Consider the following 21,082-nt stretch of genomic DNA (forward strand, 5'->3'; position numbering starts at 1 on the left):
GGGGCTGGACCCGGCCACGGGGAGGGGCGTCCTGCGACCTGCACCCGAAAATATCCCGACCGCAGGCCCGCGAAACGGTAGGAGCAACTGTGCGCGAGTACACCTCCCCCGCCGCCGTCACCATCGCCGACGACGCGACGCTGACGGATGCCGTGTTCCGCAACGCGCAACGCGACCCGCAGCATGTCCTGCTCCGCCGCCGGGCCGACGACGGGTTCGTCCCCATCACCCAGGCGCAGTTCCGGGACCTCGTGGTCGAGACCGCCCGCGGAATCCTCGCCCACGCCGTGGCACCCGGCGGGCGGGTCGGCATCCTCAGCCGCAGCCGCTACGAGTGGACGGTGCTCGACTACGCGATCTGGGCCGCCGGGACCGTGACCGTGCCGATCTACGAGACGTCCAGCGCCAGCCAGATCGAGTGGATCCTCGCCGACGCGGCGGTGGAGGTGCTGGTCGTCGAGAACGCCGAGCTCGCCGCGCGGGTCGACGAGATCCGCGAGCGGGTGCCGACGCTGCGTGACGTGCTGGTGATCGACGACGCGGACGGCGGCCCGGGAGCCCTGGCCATCCTCGCCGCGGCTGGCGCGGACGTCACCGACGAGCAGCTCACCGCCGCCCGCGCCACCCAGAACGCCGACAGCCTGGCCACCATCATCTACACGTCCGGGACAACGGCCCGCCCGAAGGGCTGCGAGATCACGCACCGGGCGTTGCTGTTCATCGCCGAGGACACCGTCGCGATGCTGCCCGGGATGTTCAGGCAGGAGTCGTCCACGCTCCTGTTCCTCCCCCTCGCCCATGTCTTCGCCCGGATGCTGCAGGTCGGCATCGTGCAGGGCGCGTTCGAGGCGGCCTACACCCCCGACACCCGCACGCTTCTGCCGGACCTCGCGCTCGCGAAGCCGACGTTCCTGCTCGCGGTGCCCCGGGTCTTCGAGAAGGTGCATGCCGGCGCCCGCAACAAGGCCCACAGCGAGGGGCGGGGCCGGATCTTCGACGCGGCCGAGCGCACCGCCGTCGCCTACAGCGAGGCCCTCGACGCCGGCGGCCCGGGTCTCGCGCTGCGGCTGCGCCACAAGATCTTCGACGCGCTGGTCTACGGCAAACTGCGGGCCGCTCTCGGCGGGCGGGCCCGGATCGCGGTGAGCGGTGGGGCGCCGCTGAGCCCACGGCTCGGTCACTTCTATCGCGGCATCGGCTTCATCGTGCTCGAGGGCTACGGCCTGACCGAGACGACGGCACCGGCGACGGCGAACCGGCCCGGAGCGATCCGGATGGGCACCGTCGGGCAGCCTCTGCCCGGCGTGACAGTGCGCATCGCCGACGACGGCGAGGTGCTCGTGCGTGGGCCGCTGCTGTTTCGCGGCTACCACAACAACGAGACGGCGACGAAGGAAGCGCTGGACGGCGAGGGCTTCCTGCACACCGGCGACCTCGGCACGCTCGACGGCGACGGGTTCCTGCGGATCGTCGGCCGCAAGAAGGAGCTCCTGGTCACCGCGGCTGGCAAGAACGTCGCGCCGGCGCCGATGGAGCACATCATCACCAGCCACCCGCTGGTCAGCCAGGCGATGCTCGTCGGTGACGGCCTGCCCTACATCACCGCGATGATCACTCTGGAGCCGGAGGCCTTCGAGCGCTGGCGCGGCGAGGCAGGCCGGCCCGCCACCGCCAGCCTCGCCGAGCTCGCCGACGACGCGGCGCTGCGGGCCGAGGTGCAGCGCGCCGTCGACCAGGCGAACACGACCGTCTCCCGCGCCGAGAGCATCCGGCGGTTCGTCATCCTGCCGAACGACTTCACGGTCGAGGGCGGCGAGCTGACCCCCAGTCTGAAGGTCCGCCGCTCGCTGGTCCTCGAACGCCACGCGGACGCCGTCTCGACCCTCTACCCCGGCCCCGGCATGAGCGAGCGTTCCTAGCCCAGCGTCATGGTGCCCGGCTCACCGCTGCCCTGCTCACCGCTGCCCGGCTCACCCGCAAGCAGGGCACGCAGGCGGGCGGCGAGGATGTCCCAACGCCAGTGCTGCTCGACCCAGGACCGCCCGGCGGTGCCCATCGCGGCGGCGCGCGCCGGATCGGCGAGCAGGTCGCCGACGGCGGTCGTCACCGCGGCCAGGTCCGTCCCGTCGACGACGACACCCGTGCGCCCGTCGAGCACCGCGTCCGGGGCTCCCCCGCTGCGTCCGGCGACCACGGGCAGCCCCGCGGCCGATGCCTCCAGGTAGACGATGCCGAGCCCCTCGACCTCGAGCCCACGCCGCCTCGTCCGGCAGGGCATCGCGAACACGTCGCCGGCCGCGTGGTGCGCGGGCAGCTCCGACCAGGGAACCGAGCCGGTGAACGTGACGTGCCCCTCGATCCCCGCCTCGCGGGCGAGCCGTTCGAGGCCCGCCCGGTGCGGGCCGCCGCCGACCAGCAACAGCGCCGCCTCGGGCACCCTTCGGCGCAGCGCCGGAAGCGCCCGAATCAGCATGTCCTGCCCCTTGCGGGGCACCAGCCGGCTGACGCACACCACCACCCGACGTTCGGTGAGCCCGTAGCGCCGGCGGATCTCGTCCCGCCCCACGCCCGGGCGGAACACGCTCGCGTCGACCCCGCTGGGCAGCCGCACAAGAGCGGGTGGGCCTACGCCGAGGGCCGGTCCGATCCGGGCGCGGGTGTAGTCGGTGAGATAGGTGACGACGTCGGCGGTCGCGCCGATCCGGCGCAGCGCCTGGCGGGCCGCCGGCAGCGCCGCCCAGCCGACCTCATGCCCGTGGGTGCTGGCCACCACCCGCCCGACCCGCGTGCCGCGGCGGACCGCGCCACCCAGCAGGGCGAGCGGCGCCGCAGCCCCGAACCACACCGTGTCGCAGCCCTCGGCGCGGGCGATGTCACGGGCGCGGTGGGCGACGGCGGGGGTGGGCAGCATCAGCGACGAGGTATGGCGCACCACCGGGAACGGCTGGGCCGCGTCGAACTCGGCCGTCTGTGGCCAGGACGACGCGTAGACGACGACCTCGCCCGCCGGAAGCCGGGTGGCGAAGTTGTGCACATACGCCTGGATGCCTCCCGGCCGTGGCGGAAAGTCGTTGGTCACGACCAGCACCCGCATGCCGCCATGTTCCCGTACCCGCGCACCTCCTCTCCCGCCGGTCCCCGCCAGCGACCGCGAGCCTGGCCTGATCAGCTCGCGCGGCGTGGCGGTGACGCGCGGCGGGCCCCGCGTTCGAGGACCGCATCAGCGAGCTCCTCCAGCGCAGGCAGCAGGCCGGCGGCTCCCAGCACCCGCAGCGCTCTGAGCTCATCGGCATCCCAGCGCTCATCGGCGCCCCAGCTGCCGCTCCCGACCGGGCGGGCGCCTGGCGCCGGGCGCTCGCCGGCGTCCGCGAACATCATCGTGACGACGCAGCCCGCGCACCGCACGCCACGGGCACCGCAGGAATCGCAGTCGATCAACATCGCTTCACCTTCCCGAGCTCCGGCCGATCGCGTCCGTCAGCGACGGCACTCGCGCGCCGACATCCCGACGTCACCGACGGTAGGACCCGGGTCCGACAGTTTTCGGCGGCCGCCCCGGCCGTTGGCCCGGCGACCAGCTCGGACCGGCCGCGCTGATGCCAGCTGGCTGACTCGGTGCGTGGATGGTGCCGGGTGGCAGGAGCTGACCGGCTGGGTGGGGTCGGGGCCCTGAGTCTGACTGGCCTCAGCGATCGAGACGGGCGAGCAGGGCATCGGAGGGCAGTGCGCGGGCACCCGCGGCGGCGCTGTTGTCGGCCACCTCGCGATCGGAGGTGACGACCACGACCGGCCGGCCCTCCGGTTCCAGTTTCACCAGCCGGACGATCTCCTCGTCGGCGAGCCGGCCAGGCCGGCTGAACAGCACCCGCACCCCGCGGGGCATCGTCACGCCGACCGGCCGGGCAACCACGGCGGTGGCGTCGAACACGACGGTGACCTCGCTGTCAGGATGCCGTCCGACCAGCGCGCTGAGCCCGGACAGGAGCCGTTCCCGCTGGGAGTGCAGGGCGAGCTGGCCATAGCCGCGCTTGGTCACGTTGTAGCCGTCGACGATCAGATGCACGCCGGGTACGGTCAGCGCCTCGTCGATGAGGGTCGGATCGTCGTCGGGCCGCCCCCGGGCACCGACTAACGAGTGCGGGCCGTAGCTCGGGCCGCCGTGCTCGCGGGCGAGCAGGTCCGCGGGGCGGCTGACCGTGGTCGGCAGATCGAGCTCGCGGCGGATACCGTGCGCCGAGGCGATCAGGGTGTCAAGCAGGACGCGCAGCCGGGCATCGTCGACGCTGCGGGACTCCCGGGTGTCGCGACGTGCGCCGGCCAGCGCCGTCTCCAACTCGCTGACCCGGGCGCGCAGCCGGCGCACCTCGGCCTCGGCCTCCCGGGTGGCCGAGAGAGCGTCCCCTCGGGCCGCTTCGGCGGCACTCACCGAGGCGGAGGCGATCTCTTCGGACCGGCGGATCCGCTCGCCGGAGGCCCGCAGCCGGCGCCGCGCCTCCTCGGCATCGTCGCGTGCGGCGGTCACCGCGGCGCGCAGCCGGTCGCACTCCCGCAGGGCGCTGCGCTGGCTGGCTTCGAGCTGATCGGTGAGCCGCAGGATCGTCCGCTCAGCCTCATCCGCGCGCAGGCGCACCTCGTCCTGCGCGTTCGAGGCGGCGGCGGCCTCGACCAGCTGCGGCCAGGCGGGAGCCCGCAGCAGATAGGCGACCGCGGCGACCTTCTCCGGGGGGGCCGCCGACGGCGGCCCGTCGGCCGATTCGACCGCCTCGGCCAGCTCGGGATGATGCTGCCGGATCCAGGCGGCCACCCGGACGCGGAACGCCTCACCATCGACGGCGGCGGCCAGTGGCAGCGCCCCCAGCCGGGCCCGCCGGGACGGCTTGAACCGCCGCACGGCGACCAGGGACGGGGGCACCTGGGCCTCGGGCAGATCGGCGAGAGCGCGCGCGGCCAGCTCCACGACGTGCCGGCGCACCGGGGCGGGCAATGGTTCGCTCACTGGTCCACCAGCGGCGCCCGGCGCTGTCTCTGGGGTTCAGCAGGTGTGCCCGGTCCCGCGGTCGGCTGCGGCAGGGGCCCGGACGATCGTGGCGAAAACGGAAGAAATGCGACCATCTGTCCCCGGATCGTCCGCGTCAGGCCAGGGTGGACACGATCATTCGCCCCTGCTCCGGCGCGTACCGACCACCGCGCGACCGGGACCGACCGGAATCCGTCGTCGCGATGTCCGTCCGCACCCGGACAGCAGCGGCGACGCGACGAATCCGTTCTCCGGCGGCTCGCCCGACCGGCCAGGCAGCAGGGCACAAGGGACTCCGGAGCCAGCAGGAACAACGATGACGACACAGCCTATCGACATCGCCAGACGTGGTCGCGAGGCCGGCGACCGAGATCACGGCCGAGCCTTCCCGCCTGGGCGGGCATTGTCTCATGTGATTGGCGACTTATGTAGCCTGGCGTGGCGCGCACCCTACGCGGCATTGTTCCGAAATTCGCGGCCTGGCTGCGCCGGAGAGGACCATCGTGACCGACCAGAACCCCCCTCACCAGCCCTCAGGTGGTGACGGGAGCCGGGAGCCGTGGATGCAGCCCAACAGCTCCTGGCCGCAACACCCCGACGCACCAGGCGGCACCGGGCCATCCGGCGCGTCGCATCCGGCCGGCGCATCAGGGCCGGCCGGATCCGCGCCCTCCGGACCGTGGGCCGGCGGGCCCGACCAGTCGGACGAGCAGACCCAGCTCGCCTGGTCCGGTTCCGGCTCGTCACCGCCGCAGGTGCCCAGCGGCCCGCAGTCCCCGCCGCCCGCCCCCGGGCAGTGGGGCACCGGACCCCAGTCCGGCCCGGCTCAGGGCTGGCCGCAGCCAGGGGCAAGCGGTCCCGGATGGGGCCAGCCTGGCGGCGCAGGCCAGCCCGGCGCGGCACAGCCCAGCACCGATCAGCAGGGCTGGAACCAGCCCGGCGCCGACCAGCAGAACTGGGGACAGCCCGGCGCCGACCAGCAGAACTGGAACCAGCAGGGCGCGCCGGACCAGCAGAACTGGGGACAGCCCGGTCAGGCCGGTCAGCCTGGTGGCTGGCAGCAGGGCGGCGGCGGTTACGCCGGTGGTGGCAGCGGGCCGTACCAGGCCGGAGGTAACTACCAGCAGCCAGCCGGTTACCCTGGCGGGACTGACTACCACCAGCAGAACCAGTACCCGCCGAATCAGTACGCGCAGCAGGGCGGCTACCCGCCACCCGGTGGCTGGCCACAGCCGGGCCAACCACCGCAGCCGCCACACAAGCGCAACCCGCTGGTCATCATCGTGCCGCTCATCGTGGTCGCCGCGATCGTGCTCGGCGTGGTGATCGCGCTCGCGGTGGGCGGAGACGACAACAAGGACGACGTCACCTCGCCGTTCCCCACCCCGTCGCTCAGCCTGCCCGCGGTGCCCGGGACGGCGACGTTGCCCTCGGTGCCCGCGCCGACTCCGGCCGCGACGGGTCCCGCCGGCGTCTCGAACTGCACGCCGGTCACCCCGCAGGCACCCGCGGCGGGGACCGCTGGCGTCGGCGGCGCGGGCACGGTGGTCGGCGAGGCGAACTCCTCGGTCAGCGACTTCGAGGCAAAAGTGACGCTGAACAGCGTCTGCTCGACCAGCGGCACCGTGACCAGCTACGGTGACCCGCCGACCCAGGGCGCCTATTACATCCTGAACGTGACGGTCGAGGTAAGCCGCGGGGACACGTCCGCCTCACCGTCGGACTTCTACATCCAGACCCCGGACGGGACGCGCTACGACGGCAGCTACGACAACGTCGAGCCGCGGCTGTCCGCGTCGACCGTGAAGGCCGGTCAGAAGGTTCGCGGCAACATCGTCATTGACGCGCCGCCCGGCCACGGCATGCTCAACTGGGAGCCGTTGTTCGCCGTGACCCCGGCGAAGTTCCAGCTCTGAGTACCGCGCGGTTCTGAGTACCGCGCGGACCTGGGGACCGCGTAGACCTGGGGACCGCGCAGACCTGGGGACCGCGCAGGCCTGGGGACGGTGCCGGCGCTGGTCGCACATCGACGACCGGCGCCGGCCACCGTCGCTCGAGGACGGCTCTCGGCGAGGGCAAGCTGGCAGGGGAAGACAGTCGTCAGGCGAGGGCCGCGCGGATCCGGTCGGCCGCGGCGTCGAGATCGGCGGGGTCGGGGTTGGGATCGGCGTTGCTGAAGCTGAGCTGTGACTCGCTCTCGATCGCCAGCAGATGGACGTGCGCGTGCGGCACCTCGAGCCCGGCAATGATCACGGCCACCCGCTGGGGCTGGTATGCGCGGGCGATGGCCCGCCCGACGGTCGCGGTCGCCGCCCACAGTTGCCCCTGAATATCGTCGGGCAGGTCTGTCCACCGGTCGATCTCGACCCGCGGGATCACCAGGGTGTGCCCTGGACGGACCGGCGCGATCGTGAGCAGGGCGACGGTGTGCTCGTCGGAGTACACGATCCGCCCCGGTAGCTCGCCGTCGATGATCCGGGTGAAGACGCTAGGCATGGCCCACGACCCTATCGGCCGCCCGGCGCACCGGGCATCGGCTCAATGCCCTGTCAGGCACTCTCCCCTCGCCGTGTTCATCACCGACGTTCATCACCGACGTTCACCGTCGGCGTTCGCCGCCGACGCGTCGTCCTACCACCGCCCCCGCCTCTAGACGAACGGCCGGGAGAATCCGGCCTGGCCGGCGGTCATCACACGGAACTCGTTGCCCTCCGGGTCGGACAGAACGTATCCACGCTCGCCGTCGCCGTCGTCGTAGCGGCCCACCCGGCGGGCGCCCAGGGTGAACAGCCAGCCGAGCACCCGCTCGGCGTCGACCGCGTACAGATCCAGATGCAGCCGGCTCGAGCCGCCGCCGTCGCGAGCACCGGGCCGGAGCAGCAGTTTCGGGCCGGCGCCGGCGGGGTGACGCAGCACTGCCGCGTCCCCGTCTCGCCACAGCACCTCGTAACCCAGTGCGGCGGACCAGAAGCGCACCATGACATCCACATCCGCACAGTCCACTGCCACACGCCCCACCCGGATCCCGTTGGTCTCAAACCACGCCACCCGGGCATGATTCCGCATTCCCGACTCGTTGGCCTGCCGAGTGGGTATCGCGTGCGCGTGTCGTGGGTGCATCGGGCATTCCACTGGCGCACCAGAGACAGTCAATGGATACCGAACGGACTATCCCCTGACTGTCTGGTGCGGCCAGCCGGCCGCACGGGCACTCGGCCGGCCGCGCCCCCGCGCCAACCGGCGCGACGAATCTGTCAGTGGTCGGGCATAGCGTGACCGCGTGCGCCCAGACCCCGCTTCCGCTGGCCGGCCCCTCGGTCAGGACGCTTCGACCCGACCAGTCGGCGCCCCCAGGCAGGCCAGCCTGGAGGAGCTGGGGCGTCCGCTGTCGGAGCTGACGTTCGTCATCGTCGACCTCGAGACGACCGGCACCGCCGCGGCCACCTCGGAGATCACCGAGATCGGCGCGGTACGCGTGCGCGGCGGCGCGGTGCTCGCCGAGATGTCGACCCTGGTACGGCCAAGCGGGCCGATCCCGGCGATGGTGTCCGTGCTCACCGGCATCACCGACGCGATGGTCGTCGAGGCGCCGCGCGAGGCCGAGGTCATCCCGACGTTCCTCGAATTCGCGCGCGGGGCGGTGCTCGTCGCGCACAACGCCCCGTTCGATCTGGGCTTCCTGCGGGCGGCGCTGGAACGCTGTGGCTATCCACCGCCGGCCTGGGAGCATCTGGACACGTTGCGCATCGCCCGGCGGATCATCACTCGCGACGAGTCGCCCGACTGCCGGCTCGGCTCGCTCGCCCGGCTGTTCCGCAGCACCACCGAGCCCTCGCACCGCGCGCTCGCCGACGCGCGGGCCACGGTGGATGTGCTGCACGGCCTGTTCGAGCGCCTCGGCAACCTCGGCGTGCGCACGCTGGAGGAGGTGCACGAGTTCACTTCCCGGGTGTCGCCCGCGCAGCGCCGCAAACGCCACCTCGCCGACGAGCTGCCGACCGGTCCCGGCGTCTACGTCTTCCGCGACGCTCACGGTCGAGCGCTGTATGTCGGCACCTCCCGGTCGGTGCGCTCGCGGGTGCGCACCTATTTCACCGCCAGCGAGCCGCGGACCCGGATGGCCGAGATGGTCGCGCTTGCCGAGCGGGTCGACGCGATCGAATGCGCGCACGCGCTGGAGGCTGAGGTCCGCGAACTACGGCTGATCGCCGATCACAAACCGCCGTACAACCGCCGCTCGCGCCATCCCGAGCGGGCCATCTACCTGCGGCTGACCGACGAGCCGTTCCCACGGCTGTCCCGGGTGCGCGACCTGCGTGACGACGCGACCTGCCTCGGCCCGTTCGCGAGCGTCCGCGACGCGCAGGACGCCACGGACGCGCTGCTCGCGGTCGTGCCCCTGCGCCAGTGCTCGGGGCGGCTGAGCCCCCGGGTGCACCGGCCCGCCTGCGCGCTGGCCGACCTGGGCCGTTGTGGCGCGCCGTGTGACGGTCGGGAGGACGTGGCCACCTATGCCCGGCACGTGGAGCTCGCCCGGGCCGCCATCACCGGCGATCCGGCACCGGTGGTCGATGCCGCCACCCGGCGCATGAGCCGGCTGGCCGACGAGGGGCGTTACGAGGAAGCCGCCCACGAACGCGATCGGATGGTGAGTTTCGTCCGCGCCGCCGCACGCGGGCAGCGGCTGGCGGCGCTGACCCGGATCACCGAGCTCGTCGCCGCCGCGCCGACCGCGCAGGCCGGTTGGGATCTGGTGGTGATCCGCCGCGGTCGCCTGGTGTCCGCCGTGACCGTTGCCCGCGGCATCGATCCGCGTCCCTGGGTGGATGCCGCGGTCGCCAGCGCCGAGACGGTGCTCCCTCGGCCTGGGCCCGCGCCGTGCGCGTCGGTCGCCGAGAGCGAGCGGATCGCCCGCTGGCTCGCCGGGCCCGGGGTGCGCCTAGTCCGGCTCGACGGCGAGTGGAGCTGGCCAGCCAATGGTGCCGCGCGGGCCGCGGAGCACTACGCCACGCTCGCGGCGGCAGCCGCCGCCGAACAGCATCCTGCCGGCTCGCCACCTGCCACGGGCCGGCGCTGACAACGGAGATCCGCTGTCGGCACCGGCCCGGGTGCGATGCGTAACGCAGTGCTTGCTGGGACTGGCTTGCCGGGACTGCCCCGTCAGTGCCGGTCGGGGCTGCCCCCGGGCTCCTTTTCCTTCTCCTCCACGAAGAATCCGCTGACCGCCTTGCCGGCCCGCCGGGCGAGTCCCTTGCCGTGGCCGTCGCCGTGCCCATTCGCCGCCGGAAGGACATACCGGTCGTTGGGCACATGCGGGTAGTCGGGGACCGGGTCAGGCTTGGGCCGATGGTCCTCGACGAACTCACCACTGGGCAGCTGCCGGATGATCCCGGTCTCGATGCCGTGATGCGCGATCTCGGCGTCCTTCTCCTGCAGGTTCAGGCACAGCTTCTTGGTCATCGCGTAGGCGATCGGCGGGACGATGATGAGCCCGATCCGACCGGCCCAGGTCATCGCGTTCAGCGAGATGCTGAAGGTCTTGGCGATGACGTCGTTACCACCGGAGATCCACAGGACCAGGTAGAAGCTGATCGCCATCGCGCCCAGCGCGGTCCTGGTCGGCGCTTCCCGCGGCCGCTGCAGCAGGTTGTGCGACTTCGTGTCGCCGGTGAACCTGGCCTCGAGGAACGGCCAGATCGCCAGGAGCGTGAACAGGATGCCGGGCAGCACCGCCGTCGGCCAGAACACCGCGGGAACGGTGTGGCCGAGGCCGCGGAACTCCCATGGCGGCATCAGTCGGGTCGACCCGTCCAGGAAGCCGATGTACCAGTCGGGCTGGGAGGCCGAGGACACCTTGGAGGGGTCGTACGGGCCGAACATCCAGATCGGGTTGATCTGCGCCAGCCCGCCGAGCAGCGCCAGCATGGCGAAGACCATCATGAAGAACCCGCCGGACTTCACGGCGAAGATCGGGAACACCCGGTGGCCGACGACGTTGTCCTCGGTCTTGCCCGGCCCGGGGAAGTCGGTGTGCTTCTGCTGCCACAGGATCGCCATGTGCGCGCCGATCAGCGCGAGCAGCACGCCCGGTACGAGCAGGATGTGCACCACGTACAGCCGGGGCAGGAAGTTGTTGCCGGGGAACTCGCCGTTGAACAGCAGGAACGACGCCCAGGTCCCGATGATCGGGATGGACTGGGCGATGGACGCCGCGATCCGCAGGCCGGTGCCGGAGAGCAGGTCGTCCGGCAGTGAGTAGCCGGCGAAGCCCTCGAGGATGCCGAGGATGAGCAGACCGACGCCGATCACCCAGTTGATCTCACGCGGCTTGCGGTAGGCACCGGTGAAGAACACCCGCATCAGGTGGACGATGATCGACCCGACGAAGATCAGCGCCGCCCAGTGGTGAATCTGGCGGAAGACCAGCCCGGCCCGGACATCGAAACTGATGTCCAGGGTCGACGCGTAGGCCCGGCTCATCTCCACGCCCTTGAGGGGCACGTACGGGCCGTTGTAGATGACCTCGGTGTTCGACGGGTCGAAGAACAGCGTGAGGTAGATACCGGTCAGCAACAGGACGACGAAGCTGTAGAGCGCGATCTCCCCGATCATGAATGACCAGTGGTCGGGGAAGACCTTGTTCAGGTTGCGCCGCAGCCCGGCCTGCGTGCCGAACCGCTCGTCGGCCGCCCGGTTCAGCTTGCGGACCGGCCCGGGCCGCTTGACGAAGTCCGGCGGGGCTGCGGATGTCATGAGCGCTCCCAGAAGGCGGCACCGACGGGCTCATCATAGTCACCGTCACGGGCGTACAGATAACCGTCCGCATCGGCGGCGATGGCCAGCTGCGGCAGCGATCGGCTCGCCGGACCGAAGATCGCCCGGCAGCCGTCCAGCACGTTGAACACCGACTGATGGCACGGGCAGAGCAGGTGATGGGTCTGCTGCTCGTAGAGGCTCACCGGGCAGCCGGCGTGGGTGCAGATCTTGGAGTAGGCGACGTGGCCGTCGACCGACCACGTCTCCCGGCCCTTGCGCGGCCGGTCGACCCCCGGTGGAAGACGGATCAACAGCGTGGTGCTGTCCGCCTTGGCGTGCAGGTCGGTCTTCGGCTCGTAGGAGACCTTCCCGTCCGCGCCGGTGACCGGAACGGCCGGAAAGACGGTCTCGATCCCACCGATGGACACATCACCCAGCTTGACGTAGCGGCCCTCCTCGGTGACCAGGCGGGCGCCCTTCACCCAGGAGGTGTGGTCAAGCTTCTTGCCCGGCTTCGAGTTGGTCAGGTTCAGCAGCGGCACCACGACCAGGCCGCCGAGCACCGTGCCAGCGCCGAGCAGCGTGCGGCGCAGCAGCGGGAAGCGGGTGAGGCCGGTGTCGGCGAACCCGCCGGCCACCTCCGCCTCGGTGGCCGCGATCTCCTCCTTGGCGGAGGTGAACTCGTGGCGCTCCTGGACGGCGTGCTCATGCGGCATGAGCCGCTTGGCCCAGAGGATCATGCCGATGCCGAGCCCACCGACGGCCAGGCCGAGAGCCGAGCCGAGACAGGGCGTGTAGTACTGCTTGTGCTTGTCCCCGACGAAGTTCGTGATGACGAAGCCGACCGTGCCGACCACCGAGACCATGAACCAGAGGGCGATGATCCGCTCGGCCCGCCGCTCCGCGCGGCGGTCATGGTCCTCGGCCCGCGGCCGGCGGGTGGTGACCCCGCCACCACCCGCGCCGCCCCGCATCACCGTGTGCTGCGGGTTGCGCCGGGAGTCGGTCTGGTGCGGCGGGGTGCCCAGCGTCTCCGGGCCGTCGTGGCTGCCGGCCACGATCTCCGGCCCCCCCGCCGAGATGCCTGATCCCTTGGCGGGAGCACCCGAGGTGTCGACCGGGTGCTTGGACCGCCGGAAAATGCTACTCATCGAATCCTGGTCAGCCTTGTCCGCCGGCTCGCCCTGATACCCCGCGTAGTGCATGCGCTCGCCGGCGCCTTGTTCGTCGGCCCGGCGCTCGGCGGCGGAGTCGGCCGGCCGGTCTTCTCCGCCCGATCCGCCCGGTCCCGGCGACCCCGGGCCCGTCTGGTCGCTCATACCTTCTGCCTCGCTCCGATCCACAGGCACACGGCGAGCAGCCCACCGATGCCGACCAGCATGGCCAGCAGGCCCTCCGGCACCGGACCGTACTTGCCGAGGCTGAAGCCGCCGGGGCTCTTGGCCTTGTTCAGGTGCTTGACGTAGGCCGCGACCGCGACCGCGTCCTTCTCGTCGATCTGGCGGTCACCGAAGACCGGCATGGACTCCGGCCCCGTGCGCATGGCCTCGATGATCTGCGTCGCGGTCGACTCAGTCAGCGCGGGAGCATACTTACCGTAGGTCAGCGGAGCGCCCTGGGCGACCGCCTGGTGGCACTGTGCACAGTTCGCCCGGTAGAGCTCGCCGCCCTTGGCCAGGTCGGCATCGCTGATCTGCTTGTCGTTGACCTCGGGCTTCGCCGGACCGCCGCCCAGGCTGTCGATGTACGCGGCGAGCTGCGCGATCTGCGTGTCCGAGTAGATCGGCGCCTTGCGGTCGGCCTGCGCGGCCGGAGCGGCCAGCGGCATGCGGCCCGTGGAGACCTGGAAGTCGACCGCGGCGGAACCCACGCCGATCAGGCTCGGTCCCGTGTTCGAGCCCTGAGCGCCGAGCCCGTGGCAGGTCGAGCAGCCCTGCAGGTACAGGGCGCGGCCCTGACGGACCGCCTCGTTGGAATCGGCCGTCGACGCGGCGTTGCCGCCGGGCGCGAGCACCGACCACAGCACGCCGGTGGCGAGCAGCCCGAGTGCCATCACCAGGGCGGACGAGCGTCGTCGCCGCCGCGCGGTCGACACCCGACGGCGCGCACGGCGGCGGCCGAGCAGGCCGGGACGGCCGGCGTCCGGCGTCGCCCCCGAGCCCGCCGTCACCGCGTCGGCCGCGCTGTCCGCGTCGATCGCAGGGTCCGAGCCGGCCTCGTTGTCCGCGTCGGTCGCGCTCTCGACGTCCGTGACGCGGTCAGAAGCGACCGCGTTCTCGACGTCGGTCACGCTGTGGGCATCGACCGCGCTGTCCGCGTCGGCCGCGACCGCAGGTGTGCTCCTGGTCGGCTCCGGCGAGGTGACGGCGTCGCGCGGCGCGGTGCCGGCAGCACGGCCGGCGTCACGGCCGGTATCGCGCGACGATGTGGCCGCGGCCGGTGCGGGATCCGGCGGCGCGTCCGACGATGTGCCTGAAGTGTCAGTCATGTCGCTCACTGGAGGAGGTAGATGGTCGCAAAAAGGGCGATCCAGACGACGTCGACGAAGTGCCAGTAGTACGACACGACGATCGCCGATGTCGCCTTCTCCGGCGTGAAGCGCCCGTACGTCGACCGGCCCAGCACCATGACGAAGGCGACCAGACCACCGATCACATGCAGGCCGTGGAAGCCGGTCGTCAGGTAGTACACCGACCCGTAGGCATGCGACGCCATCGTGAACTTGTTCTCGCCGAAGTACTCGTTCGCCTGGCCGCCGACGAAGATCGCGCCCATGATCAGCGAGATCAGGTACCAGCGGCGCAGTCCGAACACGTCACCACGCTCGGCGGCGAACACGCCGAGCTGACAGGTGACACTCGACAGCACGAGGATCACGGTGAAGAAAAGCGCGTACCCGACGTGCAGCTCCACGGGGCCGTGTTCGGAACCGGCGGGATCACCCGTCACCGGCGGCCAGTTGCCGCTGTTGACCGAACGGATCGTGAAGTACATCGCGAACAGGGACGCGAAGAACATCAGCTCCGACGACAGCCACACGACCGTGCCGACCGAGACCATCGAGGGACGGTTGGCCGTCGGGTGTGGTGGTGGAGCCTTCTCGAGGACGGGGGCTGAGGCCACGTCGGTCATTCTGGCACGCGCCGCGCCAGGCGCCACCGTAGGTTCGACGTTCGGTAGGACTACGACTCGTCGATGACCGGCCCGCAGCTCGGATCAAGACCCCGCACGCCGCATGCAAATGCCTGTGCCACAGGGAAAACCGCAGCTCGGGCGACTGCCCGCGAAGCCGCCCGCACCCATGGGCCGAGCGGGAGCATCCTGACGGATGTTGCGTGCCTCACCCGCCGCAGGTCCTCCGCAGGAGCCGGGTCGGGCGGCATGCCAGCGCCGGGCCAGGTGGCACGGCACCGTGCGCCACACCCACCGCGACCAGCCCCAAATACGCCACGCAGTCATCACGCAACAGAGAGACTGCACTCCGACACCGACTCCCGCACCGCCACCGACACCGACTCCGACACCGACACCGACACCCGCACCGCCACCGACACCGACACCGACACCCGCACCGCCACCGACACCGACACCGACAGCGGCTCCGGCTCCGGCTCCGGCAGCGGCAGCGGCAGCGGCAGCGGCAGCGGCAGCGGCAGCGGCAGCGGCAGCGGCACTCCATCCAGGCGAACGTCACGCTTTGCGGTGGCCTGCCGAGCAAGATCCCGCCAAACAGGTCGCCGTAGGGGGCAAATCGGGCGCGAACACCCCCACGACGACCTACTTGGATCTTGCACTCCCCGCCATCCCATTTCCCCACCACGATCGGTGACATTTCGTTAGGCGGTGACCGATGACTGGTAACCGGTAGCCAGTGATCGATGACCGGTGACCGCCTGGCAGGGACGAAACGGGCGTCGGACGCTACAGCGTGGCCACCGCGATGACCCCGTCGCTAGCCGGACATGGCGGCCAGGGTTCGCAGCCCTTCCGCCGGCAGCGCGATACCGGCCTCGGAGCCGGGATCCACGGCGAGCAGCAGCCCGTCCGACGGCCAGATGCGGCCAAGGGTGGCGATCTGGACAGTGCGGTAGCGATCCACCTCGGGCAGGGCCGCCGCCATCCGCTGCTCGGAGGTGAACGTTGGGACGAACTGCGTCCCGTCCTGGCGCTGCGCGACCGGTAGCTGCAGGACGTCGCCCTGGGAGTCGGACAGGTCCGTGACGTCGTTACCGATGTCGGGCAGCAGGACGTTGGCGAGGGCGAGATCACCGAGCGCGGACCGCTCGTCCTCGCCGTCGGCCAGCCGGCGCAGCGCGACCCGGGCGGCGCTGTTGCGCTCCGCGGCGGTGTCCTGCGCCGGGGCGGTGTCCTGCGCCGGGGCGGTGTCCTGCGCCGGGCCAGGGACCCGATCCGCGACGGGGACATCGTGACGTAGCTGGTCATCGGTCATGGGTGACTCTCCCTTGACGTGGATGAACGTGCTGACGTGTCGTGCCGTAAGCCCTTCGCGTACCCGGCCACGACGCCACCGAACAGCTGCGCGCCGACAAATTGTGTGGTGTTGCAGGCTCTGGCGCCTGCGCTCAGCCCCGCCGGCCCGCTCAGCCCCGGCCAGCCGCGCAGGACGAGGTCAGCCACGCAGGACGAGATCAGCCACGCAGGGCGAGGTCGGCGATCAGCGCGCGGCGGGTCGCGCCGGTCAGCGGCGTCCCGTCGTTGTAGGCGGGATGGTCGATGACGAGCTCCGCGGGGACCTGCGGGTCCCGGAAGGCGTCCCGCGCCGCCTCACCGAGCACGAACCGCACCATGTGCACGGAGACGGTCTCGGACGGCACGTCCGGGTCCTCGTCGAGGCCGGGGATGTCCTCCCCCGCCACCCGGGTCCCGCCGATCTCGAGGAACACGCTGTGCTGCAGGCCCGCGAGCCGGCGCAGCTCGTCGCGCACCGAGGCGAGCACGTCGAGCTCGATGAAGATCGTCGCTGCCAGGACATGGCTGCCCGGCAGGAGGCGGGAGTAGGCCTCGATCTCATGGGCGACGTCGGCCGGCGCCGTGAGCCGCTCGGTGTAGACCATCTCCTGCACCTGGTAGCGCAGGGTCTGCTCGTTCTCGAACTCGGCGACGACGAGGTCCCCGACCCGGACGCGGCGTTCCGCGCGCACCGGGATCATCCGTTGGCGCAGCTCGGGCCGTCGCTGCGCATACGCCTGATGGTCGGTGGTGATGTCGGCGACGGTCAGCGCCATGGCGCAGCCTCCGAGTGTCCAGGTGACGGGATGTTTGGCTAACGGAGTGTCTGGGGGCGCCGGAACGCCCCGATGACAGGAAGACCTGAGTGACGGGTGGGCCCGGATCACGAGAGGGCCCGAGTCACGAGAGGGCCCCAGGGACGGGAGGACCCGGGGGACAAGAGTGCCCGAGGGACGAGAATGCCCGGGGTGACGGAAGGACCTGAGCGACGAGCTGCCTGGGTGCGGAGAGGGTCCGGACGACGGGCATGGGGGAACGGCACCGGCGACCGGTCCTGGATGCGCTGTGCGCGGGACCGGTCGCCGGCTGTGCTGCGTGGCCTGCGGGCTTGGCCCGATCAGGCGTCGGCGGTCTCCTCGGCGTTGAGGGCGTCGAGGGCCCGCTTGAACCGACCGGCGTGGGTCTTCTCCGCGCGGGCGAGCGTCGCGAACCAGTCCGCGATCTCCTCGAAGCCCTCCTCACGGGCGGTCTTCGCGAAGCCGGGGTACATCGCGGTGAACTCGTAGGTCTCGCCGGCCACGGCGCTGGCCAGGTTCTTGGCCGTGGTACCGAGCGGCTCGCCGGTGGCCGGGTCGCCGACCTCGGCGAGGAAGTCCAGGTGCCCGAAGGCATGCCCGGTCTCGCCCTCGGCGGTGTCGCGGAAAAGCGACGACGCGTCGGTGAGGCCCTCGATGTCGGCGCGGCGGGCGAAGTAGAGGTAGCGCCGGTTGGCCTGGCTCTCCCCGGCGAACGCCTCCTTGAGATTCTCGTGGGTCTTGGTGCCGTCAAGCTTCGGCATGTCACGCTCCTTCGCGATGAGTGGCTCCCGCTGAGGTGCTCCCAGCCGGGATGATCACTGTGGGCGCGCCGGTCCCTCGAGACGGGCCGGACCTGCGCCGTGGGCCTGACAGTCCGGACAGATTCCCCGGAACTGCAGGTCGTACCCGGTGATGGCGAAGCCCGAGCGCCGCGCGATCTCCGCCATCATTCCGTCGGGGACGGGGTGATCGAGGTCGACCGCGCGGCCGCAGCCTTCGCAGACCGCGTGGTCGTGGCGACCGACGTTGGCGTCATACCGAGCCGCCGCGCCGCCCCCGAGGTTGAGTTCCAACGCCTGACCGGTCGACACCAACAGCGCCAGGGTGCGGTACACCGTAGCGCTGCCGATCCGCGGCGAGCTGCGGCGCACCCGCTCGTACACCTCGGCCGCGGTCGGATGGTCGTGTGCGGCGCGCAGCACATCGAGGACGGCCATCCGCTGGGGAGTCAGTCGAAGATCGGTCTGGTCGGTCATGGATCACGCCCGTCGGTCCGCGGCGCGCCGCCCCCGGCACCGCCACTGCCCGCGCGGACGGTCCCGGCGATCCGGTCGGTCGGATCGCCGGTCCGGACGGTCAACCCGCACGGGCCGACTCGACCCGCCGCATCGACGCGCCGTACCGACACGCCCGCCCACCGAGGGCAGCACCGGCCGGGGGTACCGCACCGGTTGAGAACGACTCTCAGTATCACAGGTGGATGCCGCTCGGGGCAAACCCGCGCCGCTCGCGCCACCCGGGGCCGCGAGCGGGCCCGACCGGGTAATCTTCGGGACGGATCGCGCCGGTCACCCGGTCGCCCCGTCGTCCGGCGAAGGGCGACGCCAACCCGGTCCCGCGGACGATGCCAGCCCCGGCCATGTGGCCGGCCGGCGTCGCCAGCGGCCGGCCCAGGGGGCGGCGGTCCGCCCAGGCCGCCGGCCGGCGGCGGTCACCACACGGGAAGGCGGCACGCCATGCAGGTGGGAGCGGGGCACGGGAGCGCCGGGCATGGGACTGCCGGCCACGGCGCCGAGACACACCAGGCTGACCCACACCAGGCTGACCCACACCCGACTGGCTCGCACCCCGCTGGCTCGCCCCCGGCCGGCTCGCACCCGGCTGGCACAGACTCGGCCGCCCCGAAGACCATTCTCGTGTACGCAAGCCATGCCGAGGTGCGCGCCCGCATCATCGCGGCCGTCGGCCGCCGGCCGGTGGCGGACCTTGGCCCGCTGGAGTTCGTCGAGGCCGCCGACGCCGCCGAGGCGATCGGTGTCGTCGACCACCACGAGGCCGACCTGTGCGTCTTCGACGCCGAAGCCACCCCCAGCGGGGGCATGGGCCTGTGCCGGCAGCTGAAGAACGAGGTCGCGGACTGCCCGCCGACGGTCCTGATCGTCGCCCGTCCGGACGATCGCTGGCTCGCCACCTGGTCGCAGGCTGACGCCGTCGTCGCCCATCCGCTCGACCCCGCCCGGCTCACCGAAGCGGTCGTGACCCTGTTGCGCGCGCGGGCGGGCGGGGCGGTGGCCCGGCGGCCACTCACCGGCGCCCAACTCGCGGGCTGAGCCGGACCGATGGCCCTCGAAGCGGCCGCTCCCCCCAGCGCGCCCGTTCCCCCAGGCGCTGCCGTTCCCCCAGCTGCTGCCGATTCCCCAGGCCCCGCCGTTCCCCCAGGCGCTGCCGATTCCCCAGGTGCTGCCGTTCCCCCGGGTGCTGCCGTTCCCCCGGGTGCTGCCAACGCCGCGCACGTATCGACCACGACGCCGGCGACCGCGCGGGCCGCCGTGGGCACGGGTCGGGTGCCGAGCTGGCCGGATCTCCTCGGCGCGCTGCTGGCGGGTGAGCGGCTGGATCGTGGCGGCGCGGCCTGGGCCATGGACCAGATCATGGCCGGAGCGGCGTCACCGGCACAGATCGCCGGCTTCATGGTGGCGTTGCGCGCCAAGGGTGAGACCGCCGACGAGATCGGTGGCCTGGTCGAGGGGATGCTCGTCCACGCCGAGCATCTGCGGGTGGCCGACGAGCTGCGGGCGCGGGCCGTGGACACCTGCGGCACCGGCGGAGACCGGTCGAACACGGTCAACATCTCCACGATGGCCGCGCTCGTCGTCGCCGGGGCCGGCACCCCGGTGATCAAGCACGGCAACCGGGCCGCCTCGTCGTCCTGCGGGTCCGCCGACCTGCTTGCCGAGCTCGGGGTGGTCATCGACCTGCCGCCAGCGGGCGTCGCGCAGTCGCTGCCGGTCGCGAACATCGCCTTCTGCTTCGCCCGGATCTTCCACCCGGCGATGCGCCACGCCGGCCCCACCCGGGCCGAGCTCGGGGTGCCGACGGCGTTCAACATCCTCGGCCCGCTGACGAATCCAGGTCGGCCGGGAGCGCAGGCCATCGGGGTCGCCGACCCTCGCCTGGCCCCCGTCGTCGCCCAGGTGCTGGCCGACCGCGGCACCCGCGCGCTGGTCTTCCGCGGCGACGACGGCCTGGACGAGCTCAGCCCGGTGACCACGTCCACCGTCTGGGTGATCCCCGGCGGCGAGGCGGACCCCGGGTCGCTACGCCGCGAGCGCTTCGACCCGCGCGAGGTGGGCATTCACGTCGCCGACGGTGCGGCTCTGCGCGGGGCCGACGCGCCGCACAACGCCGCCGTCACCCGGGCCGTGCTGGCCGGCGAGCCGGGTCCCATCCGGGACGCGGTCCTGCTCGCCGCCGCGGCGGCGCTCGTCGCCGCCGACGGACCAGGCCCGGCACCGATCGCCGAGCAGATCGGCTCGGTCCTCCCCCGCGCCGCTGCCGCCGTCGACTCGGGCGCCGCCCGCACCGTCCTGGACCGCTGGGTCACCGCCAGCCAGGCCGCCGCGGCCACATCAGGCAGCTAGCGCGCTGACGGCGAACGTTCCCGGGTCGTGGGAACCTGGCAGGCGGGGTGCTGGGGATCGTGGGGGTTTCCGGTGCGGCGTCGGGATCGATGGCCGATGCGGCTACCGAGAGGGCCGTCAGCTACCAGGAGGGTCGTCAGCTACCGGGAGGGTCGTCAGCGCCCGAGTGGGTGGTCCACGATCCGTAATGGTCGCCATGATTACCCAGAGCGACCGTCCTTGATGTCTGATTTGTCGGATGCCTGCGCGACAGAAGGACCACGTGGTCGGAGTTACCGGTTTCGTGTCCGATTTGCCCTACCAAAAGGACCCATCGGCGACCCGCGATGTGATCAACGGAGCCGAAGGTGAGCACCGACGGTGACGTCGGTCGTTTCACCACCGCCAAGGTAGATTGCCGG

19 protein-coding genes are annotated in these 21,082 nt (G+C 71.9%); 5 read left to right on the forward strand and 14 right to left on the reverse strand.

Features of this window, described 5'->3' with window-relative positions:
- The first annotated feature begins 89 nt into the window (after positions 1-89).
- On the forward strand, positions 90-1,919 hold the full coding sequence (locus MXD95_RS24495; RefSeq protein WP_250643083.1) for an AMP-dependent synthetase/ligase: 1,830 nt from the start codon (positions 90-92) through the stop codon (positions 1,917-1,919).
- On the opposite strand, the gene MXD95_RS24500 is transcribed toward MXD95_RS24495, so the two are convergent.
- The 3 genes from MXD95_RS24500 to MXD95_RS24510 form a co-directional block, all read right to left on the reverse strand.
- A complete protein-coding gene (locus tag MXD95_RS24500; protein WP_250643084.1) occupies positions 1,916-3,094 on the reverse strand; it encodes a glycosyltransferase family 4 protein in 1,179 nt (392 codons plus the stop codon). The two genes, MXD95_RS24495 and MXD95_RS24500, sit on opposite strands and share 4 nt — an antisense overlap.
- A gap of 71 nt (positions 3,095-3,165) precedes the next feature.
- Positions 3,166-3,441 carry a hypothetical protein gene (locus MXD95_RS24505; protein ID WP_250643085.1) on the reverse strand — a complete coding sequence of 92 codons (276 nt, stop codon included), beginning with the start codon at positions 3,439-3,441 and terminating at the stop codon, positions 3,166-3,168.
- A gap of 244 nt (positions 3,442-3,685) precedes the next feature.
- Positions 3,686-4,996 (reverse strand): NYN domain-containing protein, encoded by a 1,311-nt coding sequence (locus MXD95_RS24510; protein ID WP_250643086.1) that lies wholly within the window; start codon positions 4,994-4,996, stop codon positions 3,686-3,688.
- Between the two features lie 524 nt (positions 4,997-5,520).
- On the opposite strand from MXD95_RS24510, the gene MXD95_RS24515 reads away from it, so the two are divergent.
- Positions 5,521-6,933, forward strand: coding sequence for a DUF4352 domain-containing protein (locus MXD95_RS24515; RefSeq protein ID WP_250643087.1), 1,413 nt, complete (start codon positions 5,521-5,523; stop codon positions 6,931-6,933).
- A 184-nt stretch (positions 6,934-7,117) separates the two neighbouring features.
- Here the strand turns inward: MXD95_RS24515 and MXD95_RS24520 are convergent, their stop codons facing one another.
- Positions 7,118-7,513, reverse strand: coding sequence for an HIT family protein (locus MXD95_RS24520; protein WP_250643088.1), 396 nt, complete (start codon positions 7,511-7,513; stop codon positions 7,118-7,120).
- A 153-nt stretch (positions 7,514-7,666) separates the two neighbouring features.
- Positions 7,667-8,083 carry a VOC family protein gene (locus tag MXD95_RS24525; RefSeq protein ID WP_250643089.1) on the reverse strand — a complete coding sequence of 139 codons (417 nt, stop codon included), beginning with the start codon at positions 8,081-8,083 and terminating at the stop codon, positions 7,667-7,669.
- Positions 8,084-8,297: 214 nt separating this feature from the next.
- Between MXD95_RS24525 and MXD95_RS24530 the strand changes: the two genes are divergently transcribed.
- Entirely contained in the window at positions 8,298-10,094 is a 1,797-nt protein-coding gene (locus MXD95_RS24530) for a DEDD exonuclease domain-containing protein (protein WP_308301576.1), read from the forward strand.
- 83 nt (positions 10,095-10,177) lie between these two features.
- Here the strand turns inward: MXD95_RS24530 and qcrB are convergent, their stop codons facing one another.
- From qcrB to MXD95_RS24575, 9 genes are all read right to left on the reverse strand, one after another.
- Positions 10,178-11,770 carry a cytochrome bc1 complex cytochrome b subunit gene (qcrB, locus tag MXD95_RS24535; RefSeq protein ID WP_250643090.1) on the reverse strand — a complete coding sequence of 531 codons (1,593 nt, stop codon included), beginning with the start codon at positions 11,768-11,770 and terminating at the stop codon, positions 10,178-10,180.
- A complete protein-coding gene (gene qcrA, locus MXD95_RS24540) occupies positions 11,767-13,092 on the reverse strand; it encodes a cytochrome bc1 complex Rieske iron-sulfur subunit (RefSeq protein ID WP_250643091.1) in 1,326 nt (441 codons plus the stop codon). The genes qcrB and qcrA overlap by 4 nt, the downstream gene beginning before the upstream one ends.
- Complete coding sequence (qcrC, locus tag MXD95_RS24545; RefSeq protein WP_462166483.1) at positions 13,089-13,943, reverse strand: cytochrome bc1 complex diheme cytochrome c subunit; 855 nt, start codon at positions 13,941-13,943, stop codon at positions 13,089-13,091. Before qcrC ends, qcrA begins: the two co-directional genes overlap by 4 nt.
- Positions 13,944-14,266: 323 nt before the next feature.
- Positions 14,267-14,905 carry an aa3-type cytochrome oxidase subunit III gene (ctaE, locus tag MXD95_RS24550; protein ID WP_250643092.1) on the reverse strand — a complete coding sequence of 213 codons (639 nt, stop codon included), beginning with the start codon at positions 14,903-14,905 and terminating at the stop codon, positions 14,267-14,269.
- 326 nt (positions 14,906-15,231) lie between these two features.
- A complete protein-coding gene (locus MXD95_RS24555; protein ID WP_250643093.1) occupies positions 15,232-15,447 on the reverse strand; it encodes a hypothetical protein in 216 nt (71 codons plus the stop codon).
- 278 nt (positions 15,448-15,725) lie between these two features.
- Entirely contained in the window at positions 15,726-16,223 is a 498-nt protein-coding gene (locus MXD95_RS24560) for an SseB family protein (protein ID WP_250643094.1), read from the reverse strand.
- 199 nt (positions 16,224-16,422) lie between these two features.
- Positions 16,423-17,019, reverse strand: a complete 597-nt coding sequence (locus MXD95_RS24565; protein WP_250643095.1) for a DUF3501 family protein — start codon at positions 17,017-17,019, stop codon at positions 16,423-16,425.
- 341 nt (positions 17,020-17,360) lie between these two features.
- Positions 17,361-17,801, reverse strand: coding sequence for a rubrerythrin family protein (locus MXD95_RS24570; RefSeq protein WP_250643096.1), 441 nt, complete (start codon positions 17,799-17,801; stop codon positions 17,361-17,363).
- A gap of 54 nt (positions 17,802-17,855) precedes the next feature.
- Positions 17,856-18,296: a Fur family transcriptional regulator gene (locus MXD95_RS24575; RefSeq protein WP_250643097.1), complete on the reverse strand. Its 441-nt coding sequence runs from the start codon at positions 18,294-18,296 to the stop codon at positions 17,856-17,858.
- 660 nt (positions 18,297-18,956) lie between these two features.
- On the opposite strand from MXD95_RS24575, the gene MXD95_RS24580 reads away from it, so the two are divergent.
- Both MXD95_RS24580 and trpD read left to right on the forward strand, forming a co-directional pair.
- Positions 18,957-19,370 (forward strand): response regulator transcription factor, encoded by a 414-nt coding sequence (locus MXD95_RS24580; protein ID WP_250643098.1) that lies wholly within the window; start codon positions 18,957-18,959, stop codon positions 19,368-19,370.
- A 234-nt stretch (positions 19,371-19,604) separates the two neighbouring features.
- On the forward strand, positions 19,605-20,681 hold the full coding sequence (gene trpD / locus MXD95_RS24585) for an anthranilate phosphoribosyltransferase (RefSeq protein WP_250643099.1): 1,077 nt from the start codon (positions 19,605-19,607) through the stop codon (positions 20,679-20,681).
- The last annotated feature ends 401 nt before the right edge of the window (positions 20,682-21,082 follow it).

The organism is Frankia sp. AiPa1, from assembly GCF_023243075.1.
Lineage (GTDB): Bacteria > Actinomycetota > Actinomycetes > Frankiales > Frankiaceae > Frankia.

Excerpts from the sequence above, each read along its gene's own strand:
- MXD95_RS24500 (WP_250643084.1), bottom strand. The coding sequence starts at position 3,094 with ATGCGGGTGCTGGTCGTGACCAACGACTTTCCGCCACGGCCGGGAGGC.
- MXD95_RS24505 (WP_250643085.1), bottom strand. The coding sequence starts at position 3,441 with ATGTTGATCGACTGCGATTCCTGCGGTGCCCGTGGCGTGCGGTGCGCG.
- MXD95_RS24520 (WP_250643088.1), bottom strand. The coding sequence starts at position 7,513 with ATGCCTAGCGTCTTCACCCGGATCATCGACGGCGAGCTACCGGGGCGG.
- MXD95_RS24525 (WP_250643089.1), bottom strand. The coding sequence starts at position 8,083 with ATGCGGAATCATGCCCGGGTGGCGTGGTTTGAGACCAACGGGATCCGG.
- qcrB (WP_250643090.1), bottom strand. The coding sequence starts at position 11,770 with ATGACATCCGCAGCCCCGCCGGACTTCGTCAAGCGGCCCGGGCCGGTC.
- qcrA (WP_250643091.1), bottom strand. The coding sequence starts at position 13,092 with ATGAGCGACCAGACGGGCCCGGGGTCGCCGGGACCGGGCGGATCGGGC.
- ctaE (WP_250643092.1), bottom strand. The coding sequence starts at position 14,905 with ATGACCGACGTGGCCTCAGCCCCCGTCCTCGAGAAGGCTCCACCACCA.
- MXD95_RS24560 (WP_250643094.1), bottom strand. The coding sequence starts at position 16,223 with ATGACCGATGACCAGCTACGTCACGATGTCCCCGTCGCGGATCGGGTC.
- MXD95_RS24565 (WP_250643095.1), bottom strand. The coding sequence starts at position 17,019 with ATGGCGCTGACCGTCGCCGACATCACCACCGACCATCAGGCGTATGCG.
- MXD95_RS24570 (WP_250643096.1), bottom strand. The coding sequence starts at position 17,801 with ATGCCGAAGCTTGACGGCACCAAGACCCACGAGAATCTCAAGGAGGCG.
- MXD95_RS24575 (WP_250643097.1), bottom strand. The coding sequence starts at position 18,296 with ATGACCGACCAGACCGATCTTCGACTGACTCCCCAGCGGATGGCCGTC.